The following is a 6211-nucleotide window of genomic DNA, read 5'->3' as shown; positions in this document are numbered from 1 at the left end:
CTAAAGCCAGGCATCTTCAATTTGGTGGTCGCTACTGGGATCGAACCAGTGACCCCCTCCTTGTAAGGGAGGTGCTCTCCCAGCTGAGCTAAGCGACCTGGGATTCGTGGTGGGTCGTGTAGGGCTCGAACCTACGACCAATTGATTAAGAGTCAACTGCTCTACCAACTGAGCTAACGACCCACGAAACTTTTTGTATTGCCTCGCCTAAAGCCAGGCATCTTCAACTTGGTGGTCGCTACTGGGATCGAACCAGTGACCCCCTCCTTGTAAGGGAGGTGCTCTCCCAGCTGAGCTAAGCGACCTGGGATTCGTGGTGGGTCGTGTAGGGCTCGAACCTACGACCAATTGATTAAGAGTCAACTGCTCTACCAACTGAGCTAACGACCCACGAAACTTTTTGTACTGCCCCGCCTAAGCCAGGCATCTTCAATCTGGTGGTCGCTACTGGGATCGAACCAGTGACCCCCTCCTTGTAAGGGAGGTGCTCTCCCAGCTGAGCTAAGCGACCTGGGATACTGCTTTAAAGTGGTGGGTCGTGCAGGATTCGAACCTGCGACCAATTGATTAAAAGTCAACTGCTCTACCGACTGAGCTAACGACCCACTCATCAGCCGTCGCTACCGGTTTAATCCAGCGGCGCCAACGGCGGCTTATATTACGGATTTAATTCTCTGACGCAACAGAAAAATCGTGATTTAAATCCGTTTGCTCGCGGCGCGTACAATTTGATGCAAAGTTAACACCTGGTTCACGCCGCTTGCGTTTTTAATCGACAAATCAGAGCTTTGAAAGGCTCTGTTGAGCCAGTTGTGCCGCAGAGGTACTGGGATAGCCCTTGATCACCTGTTCATAGAAGCCCTTGGCATCCGCCTTCTTGCCCTCGAGCTGCGACAGCATGCCCAGTTTGAGCAGGGCATCGGCCCGCTTGGGCGACTTGGGATACTTGCTTGCCAGCGTCTGGAACTGCCCCTTGGCACCCGCACGATCCCCCTTGTTGAAGAGCAACTGCCCCAGCCAGTAGTGGGCGTTGGGGGCATAGGAGGAGTTGGGGTACTGCTTGATGAACCCCTGGAAGGCCGGGATAGCCTTGTCGTAGTTCTTCTCTTTGAGCACCAGGTTGACGGCGGCGTCATAGGCCTGATTCTCATCCAGATTGCTGGAGTAGTTGGTTTGCGGTGCGGCAGTGCCGTTGGCGGCGGGAGCCGGTGCAGGCGCCGCCTGCTGGGCCGTGTTCACCTTGTCGAGCTCTTGGTAGAGCTGACGCTGGCGCTGCTCGGACTGCTCCATCTGGTAGCCTTGCTGCTCCAGCTGGCCACGCAGGGAGTCCACCTCCTGCTGCAGAGAGTCTACCTGCTGCTGCAGCTCGGCCTGGACCCGCAGACGCGCGTTGAGCGTACGCTCAAGCAGGGCCACCCGATCCTCCAGGCTGCCGGTGGGGACGATGGCGCCGTTGTTGCCGCTCAGGGTAACGGCACCACCACCCAGCTCACTGACCGGAGCGGCTGCCATGACCTGGAATTGAAATAAAAGGGCGGCCGTGATGGCCGCCGTCTTATACACACACTTCATCCGTCTAAACCTTAGTAGACCAGAACCGCGCGGCGGTTCTTGACATAGGCATCCTCGGAGTGGCCGGGATCCTGCGGCTTCTCTTCGCCGTAGGAGACGATAGAGAGCTGGTCAGCCTGCACACCCAGGGTCTGCATGTACTTGGCAACGGCCTTGGCACGACGCTCGCCCAGGGCGATGTTGTACTCGGGGGTACCGCGCTCGTCGGTGTGGCCTTCTACCAGCACCTTAACGGCCGGGTTTTCACGCAGGTAGCTGGAGTGGGTATCCAGCAGGTCGGCGTACTGACCCTGAATTTCGTTGCTATCGAAGCCGAAGTAGATGGTGTTATCACGCTGCAGGGCTTCCATACGCTGACGCATCTGCTCTTCCGGGGAGAGCATACCGTCGGCACCACCGGTCATGACGCCACCATTGGCGCCCATGCCAGACTCGGCACCGGAGGCGTCGGAGTCAGAGGTGGAGCTACAGGCCGCCAGAGTGAACAGCGGCAGAGCGATAGCCAAGCCCTTGAGCAGTTTGTTGAGTTGCATGCTAATTCCTTAAACCTTTGTTACAAAACAAAAAAGGCACTTTTATTAGTTTAGAAAGGGAGACCATGCCGGAGCACGGACTTCACCAGTGCTGGTGGGCAGCACTGCTCTGAAGCGGCCATCTGTGGACACCAGTGCCAGGCTTTTCTTCCCCTGGTAGACGGTGGTGTAGATGATCATGCTACCGTTGGGCGCCACGCTGGGCGACTCGTCCAACGCACTCTGGGAGAGGACCATCAGGCCGCCACTCTCGAGATCCTGACGAGCGATCCGATACTGACCCTGCATGCGGGTCACTACCACCATCGACTTGCCATCCGGAGTCACCGAGGAACCCTGATTGGACTCACCCTCCCATGTCATTCGGCGAGTCATACCAGACGCCAAATTTACGCTATAAATCTGGGGTTTGCCACCACGTTCTGAGGTGAAAAGCAGGGTCTGGGAATCCTGCCAGGCCGGCTCGGTATCGATGGAGCGGCTATCGGTCACACGACGCAGTTGCTTGCTGGCCACGTCGATGATGTAGATGTCCGGCTGGCCATCCTTGGAGAGCACCACAGCCAGGCGGCTGCCATCCGGAGACCACTTGGGCGCCCCGTTGATCCCGCGGAAACTGGTCAGCAGAGAACGCTGCTGAGTGTAGATATCCTGGACATAGATCTCGGGACGCTGGTTCTCGAAGCTGACATAGGCCAACTTGCTGCCATCGGGCGACCAGGAAGGAGACATCAGCGGCTCACGGGAGCGCAGCAGGGTCTTCTCGTTGTAACCGTCATAGTCGGAGATACGCAGCTGATAGGGGTACTGGGTGCCGCGCTCGATGGCCACATAGGCCAGACGAGTCAGGAAAGCACCGCGCTCACCGGTCAGACGCTCGTAGACGATATCGGAGATACGGTGGGCAAACTGGCGCAGCTGGGCGGCCGGCACGGTGGCGGTGCGGCTGTCGAGCACATAGCCATTGGCATCGCCTCCCATGGCCTTGAGGGCCTGCCCCTTGAGCACGTCAACCAGCTCGAAGCGGATCTGATAACCGCCACCGGCCGGCTCGATGGAACCCACTACGACCGCCTCAACCCCTTGCGAGGCCCAGGGACCGAAGTTGATTTCGGCGCTGGTGGAGGGAGACTGGGGCATCTGCTGACGAGTCAGGGGCTTGAACTTGCCGCTGCGCAGCAGATCCGAGGAGATGATCTCCGCCACATCCTGGGGCAATTGACCCTCACCGGTCCACTTAAACGGCGCCACCGCCACCGGGCGAGCGCTATCGATCCCCCCCGTCAACACCAACTCCAGTGCCGCATGGGCAGGAGAGGTGAGCAGGAAGGCACTCACGAACAATAAAACCAGCCGTTTCAACATCGCGTGTTCAACTCCATTTGGAGGTTAGAAAAACAACCACTCTACCAAGGGGAGCCAAGGCTCCCCCCTCATCAGCCGCCGAACGGGTCGACCAGCAGATTGATATCTTTCATTCTGGCGAAAGCCGTCGGGTCCTTGGGCACGGGCACCTTGCCCGCCTTCAGGGCCGCCGCCTTGGCCGCCCGGCAGACCCCAGGGTCACCCCCGGCAATATCCGCCGATATGATAAAGCCATCTGGAGCCAATTTCAGGGCCAGGTTACAGGTTTTACCCTGCATGGTCTGATCGATCAGCATGTAGCGTCGAATCGTGTCCACGACCATGGCGCCATACTGGTCTACCTCACCGGCGACCTGCCCCGATCGGGCCTGGGCACGTGCATCGGCTTCCGCCTCCAGCCCCTGCTGCATCTGGGCTTCCAATTCAGCCTGCATGCGCGCCTCTTCAGCCTTGCGCTTGCGTTCGGCATCGGCTTTGGCCTTCTTGGCCGCCGCTTCCTTGGCCTTCTTCTCGGCCTCTGCCTTGGCTTTCTTCTCGGCTTCTGCCTTGGCCTTCTTCTCGGCCTCTGCCTTGGCCTTCTTCTCGGCCTCTGCCTTGGCCTTCTTCTCGGCCTCTGCCTTGGCTTTCTTCTCGGCTTCTGCCTTCTTCTCGGCCTCTACCTTCTTGCGCTCTTCCTCTTGCTTCTTTTTCTTGAGGGCCAGCGCCTTGGCCTCTTCCGCCTTGCGAACCTCTTCGACCTTACGCGCCTCTTCGGCGGCCTTGGCCTTCTCTTCGGTTCGCTTCTGCTCGGCGATCTTCATCTGTTTCTCGGCCTCGGCCTTGCGCTCGGCCACTTCGGTCGCCTTGCGCTCCTGCTCGGCCTCCAGCTTGCGCTGCTGCTCCTCGATCGCCTCGCGGCGGGTACGCTCGGCGTCCTCTTTCTCTTGCTTGGCCGCCTGCTGCTTGGCCTGCTTCTGCTGGATCTGCTCGGCCTGCTGGTTGAGGAAGTTGTCATCGAGCATGACGGCCTGGACTATCTGTCCCGAAGCCGCCGGTCGCTTGGGTTTGCTAAAGTCGAGACCGACCAGCAACACGATGCCGATGATGAGGTGCAGCAGAAGCGACGCAATGACGTAACTCGATAATCCGCGCTTCACATCCCACTCCCTTAGTTGGGTGACTCGGTCATCAGACCAACCTGGGGCACCCCGGCCTTCTTCAGGGCCACCATCAACAGGATCACCTCTTCATAGCGCACCGACTTGTCGCCGGCCACCACGACGGGGGCACCTTGATTGATGGCGAGATAACCCATCGCCTTCTCGGTGATGTACTGCTCCATGGCGCCCTTGTCACCGGGCGGCACAGGTTCGGAGTCGGCCTCGCCGGCCTTGATGTTGTACTCCCCTTCTGCGGTGACGCTGACGATGAAGGGCGGCTTGGCATCTTCAGGCAGCTGCTCGGACTCGGCCTGAGGCAAGTCGACCTTCACCCCCTGGGTAATCACTGGGGTCACCGCCATGAAGATGATGAGCAGCACCAACATGACGTCGATATAGGGCACCACGTTGATCTCGGCCACCTTCTTGCGCCGGATCCGTTGATAGGTCTGCATTAGCGCTCACCCTGCTGCTGTGCAATCTGGCGGTTCAGTATGGTGGTGAACTCGTCCATGAAGTTGACGTAGGCGTTTTCCAGCTTCTCTACCTTGTTGGAGAAGCGGTTATATCCCACCACAGCCGGGATGGCCGCAAACAGGCCGATGGCGGTGGCGATCAAGGCCTCGGCGATACCCGGCGCCACCATCTGCAGGGTAGCCTGCTGCACCTGACCCAGGGCGATAAAGGCGTTCATGATCCCCCAGACGGTACCAAACAGACCGATATAGGGGCTGATGGAGCCGATGGTGGCGAGCACCGGCAGGTTGGATTCCAGATCGTCCACGGCGCGAGAGAGGGAGACGCGCATGGCACGGTAAGTGCCGTCCATCACCGCCTCCTGGCTGCGGGCTCCGGCCTTGAGCAGGCGAGCATACTCCTTGAAGCCGGAGTAGAAGATGTCTTCCATGCCTTCGATATCATCGCGGCGGGAAGAGGACTCCTGATAGAGGCGGTTGAGGTCGACCCCTGACCAGAAGCGATCTTCGAACTGCTCCGAGGCGAGCTGGGCCGCCTTGATCACCTTGGTTCGCTGGATGATCAGCGCCCACGAGGTCACCGACATCCCCATCAGGGTCAACATCACCAGTTTGACCAGCAGGCTGGCCTGCCAGAAGAGCCCAATAAACGAAATTTCAGCGTGCACTTACAGCACTCCCTTTACATGTTCAGGTATGGCTACGGGTTTCATTTGCGGCATGGAAACGCAGGCGATCTGCACCTGGGACCGGGTAACCAGTCGTCCATCACCGGCAAAAATCTCTTGTTCAAAGCGTATGGAGGCCCGCTTGCACGCGGCGAGCCGGGTTACCACCGAGAGCAGCTCGTTGAAACGGGCAGCACTGCGAAAATCGATCTCGGTACGAGTGACCACGAAAGCGATCCCTTCCGCCAACAGCACGTCCTGCTCAATGCCACGCACGCGCAGATACTCGGTACGCGCACGTTCCATAAACTTGAGGTAGTTAGCGTTATAGACAATGCCGCCGGCATCCGTGTCCTCGTAGTAGACGCGGACCGGAAACACGAAAGAATCGGACATGGAATCTGTGATCCATACGACAATAAGATGGGCGCCTATGATAGCTCAGCCCTGAACAGGAA

Annotated in this window: 7 protein-coding genes and 6 tRNA genes; all 13 read right to left on the bottom strand. The window is 58.9% G+C overall.

Annotation, left to right across the window (positions count from 1 at the left end; translation table 11 throughout):
* Nucleotides 1-22 precede the first annotated feature (22 nt).
* Nucleotides 23-98, bottom strand: a tRNA-Val gene (locus BN1121_RS07085).
* Nucleotides 99-107: 9 nt separating this feature from the next.
* Nucleotides 108-183 (bottom strand) — tRNA-Lys (locus BN1121_RS07080).
* Nucleotides 184-229: 46 nt separating this feature from the next.
* Nucleotides 230-305: transfer RNA gene (locus BN1121_RS07075), tRNA-Val, on the bottom strand.
* 9 nt (nucleotides 306-314) lie between these two features.
* Nucleotides 315-390 (bottom strand) — tRNA-Lys (locus BN1121_RS07070).
* 45 nt (nucleotides 391-435) lie between these two features.
* A tRNA-Val gene (locus BN1121_RS07065) sits at nucleotides 436-511 on the bottom strand.
* Between the two features lie 18 nt (nucleotides 512-529).
* A tRNA-Lys gene (locus BN1121_RS07060) sits at nucleotides 530-605 on the bottom strand.
* A gap of 175 nt (nucleotides 606-780) precedes the next feature.
* Nucleotides 781-1572 carry a tol-pal system protein YbgF gene (gene ybgF / locus BN1121_RS07055; protein WP_005352439.1) on the bottom strand — a complete coding sequence of 264 codons (792 nt, stop codon included), beginning with the start codon at nucleotides 1570-1572 and terminating at the stop codon, nucleotides 781-783.
* Nucleotides 1573-1583: 11 nt separating this feature from the next.
* Nucleotides 1584-2105 carry a peptidoglycan-associated lipoprotein Pal gene (pal, locus tag BN1121_RS07050; RefSeq protein WP_005352441.1) on the bottom strand — a complete coding sequence of 174 codons (522 nt, stop codon included), beginning with the start codon at nucleotides 2103-2105 and terminating at the stop codon, nucleotides 1584-1586.
* A 45-nt stretch (nucleotides 2106-2150) separates the two neighbouring features.
* Nucleotides 2151-3470 (bottom strand): Tol-Pal system beta propeller repeat protein TolB, encoded by a 1320-nt coding sequence (gene tolB, locus BN1121_RS07045; protein ID WP_005352443.1) that lies wholly within the window; start codon nucleotides 3468-3470, stop codon nucleotides 2151-2153.
* Between the two features lie 71 nt (nucleotides 3471-3541).
* Nucleotides 3542-4606 carry a cell envelope integrity protein TolA gene (tolA, locus tag BN1121_RS07040; RefSeq protein WP_005352445.1) on the bottom strand — a complete coding sequence of 355 codons (1065 nt, stop codon included), beginning with the start codon at nucleotides 4604-4606 and terminating at the stop codon, nucleotides 3542-3544.
* Between the two features lie 11 nt (nucleotides 4607-4617).
* Complete coding sequence (gene tolR / locus BN1121_RS07035) at nucleotides 4618-5064, bottom strand: protein TolR (RefSeq protein WP_005352448.1); 447 nt, start codon at nucleotides 5062-5064, stop codon at nucleotides 4618-4620.
* Entirely contained in the window at nucleotides 5064-5753 is a 690-nt protein-coding gene (tolQ, locus tag BN1121_RS07030) for a protein TolQ (protein WP_005352452.1), read from the bottom strand. Before tolQ ends, tolR begins: the two co-directional genes overlap by 1 nt.
* Entirely contained in the window at nucleotides 5754-6149 is a 396-nt protein-coding gene (gene ybgC / locus BN1121_RS07025) for a tol-pal system-associated acyl-CoA thioesterase (protein ID WP_005352455.1), read from the bottom strand. It lies immediately after the preceding gene.
* Between the last annotated feature and the right edge of the window lie 62 nt (nucleotides 6150-6211).

The sequence above is a fragment of the Aeromonas diversa CDC 2478-85 genome, assembly GCF_000819805.1.
GTDB classification, from domain to species: domain Bacteria; phylum Pseudomonadota; class Gammaproteobacteria; order Enterobacterales; family Aeromonadaceae; genus Aeromonas; species Aeromonas diversa.
This window is presented reverse-complemented; position numbering and strand designations above follow the sequence as displayed.